The sequence below is a fragment of the Bradyrhizobium sp. SHOUNA76 genome (genome assembly GCF_023006445.1).
Lineage (GTDB): Bacteria > Pseudomonadota > Alphaproteobacteria > Rhizobiales > Xanthobacteraceae > Bradyrhizobium.
On sequence record NZ_JALBHA010001159.1, the window covers coordinates 1 to 474 of the forward strand.

Sequence of the window (474 nt, forward strand, 5' to 3'; positions counted from 1 at the left end):
TCGGTCGAATCCATCAGCTTCGAGACCTCGAGCAGCCGCGCCAGATCGTGGCAGCGTCGTCCTTGCGGCCGTCCTGCTCGGCGGCGAGGCCGAGGAAGTAGTTCGCCTTGGGATCGTCAAGGTTCAGGGCGCGTGCACGCTCGAATTCGGTCTTGGCCTCGGCGGTCACCACACCGCCGGCGGCGGCCGAGAGCGCTTCGCCGAGATCGGACCGGCGCTCCGCGCTCTCGCCATTGTAGGTGAGCGAGTTGCGATAAGCGCGCACCGCGTCGTCGAAACGGCCGAGCCGCTCCAGCACCGGCGCGAGCACGTTCCAGCCGCGCCCGTCGGTCGGATTCTTCTCCAGATGGTCCTGGACCTGCGCCACGAGATTCTCGAGCGACTGCGCCATGCCGGACCCGGATCCGCGCTCCCGCTCCGCCAAGGGAAAATCCTGAAGCCGGGGCGAACCGAGTGGCATGTAGACGCCGATCG

Annotated in this window: 1 pseudogene; it reads right to left on the minus strand. The window is 67.9% G+C overall.

The window, feature by feature from the left end:
* Nucleotides 1-37: 37 nt before the first annotated feature.
* Nucleotides 38-474: pseudogene (locus tag MOV74_RS40280) on the minus strand (tetratricopeptide repeat protein); the annotation flags it as partial.